The organism is Paracoccus hibiscisoli, from assembly GCF_005048265.1.
Classification (GTDB): domain Bacteria; phylum Pseudomonadota; class Alphaproteobacteria; order Rhodobacterales; family Rhodobacteraceae; genus Paracoccus; species Paracoccus hibiscisoli.
Map to the genome: position 1 here is coordinate 1 of NZ_SUNH01000111.1, position 573 is coordinate 573.

Consider the following 573-nt stretch of genomic DNA (forward strand, 5'->3'; position numbering starts at 1 on the left):
GGATACGCGTCCGATAAAGCGGGCTGTGGGTCATGCCATCCTCCATCCATTTGCCCCATGAGACGGCAGTTCTGCACGGTGTGCAAGCGGTGTCCCGGGCATGGTTCGGCGATGCCGCTGCGCATCCATGGGCATCCTTGGCACGGCGGCATATCGGGCAGACGCATCTGCCGCTTCGGGCAAACCCCGGGGACCTGCCGCACCGGCTGAGTTCTGCGGACCTTGGTCCCCATCCAAAACACCGCATGACGCCTTGCCTCCGCCAAGGCCGTGCCTCAGGATCGGGTCCTGATCCCCTTGTCCAGAGCGACCTCTATGCCCGCCCGCATCGCCCATGTTTCACTGCTGGTCCCCGATTACGACACGGCGCTGGATTTCTTCCGCCGCATCGGTTTCGAGTGTCGCGAGGATACCGATCTCGGCGGCGGCAAGCGGTGGGTGCGGATGGCGTTGTTGCAGAAAGGCGGCCTGATGCGTGACTGCCCCTTCCCCCTTCATTGTCAGGCCACGCGGACGATCTCGGCGGTGCCGAGGGCGTTGAAGCGGTTCATGAGCGCGACGCGGATATGGATT

Annotated in this window: 1 pseudogene; it reads left to right on the forward strand. The window is 64.0% G+C overall.

From position 1 onward, the window contains the following. Positions 1-315: 315 nt before the first annotated feature. A pseudogene (locus FA740_RS20295) lies at positions 316-453 on the forward strand (VOC family protein); the annotation flags it as partial. Positions 454-573 lie beyond the last annotated feature (120 nt).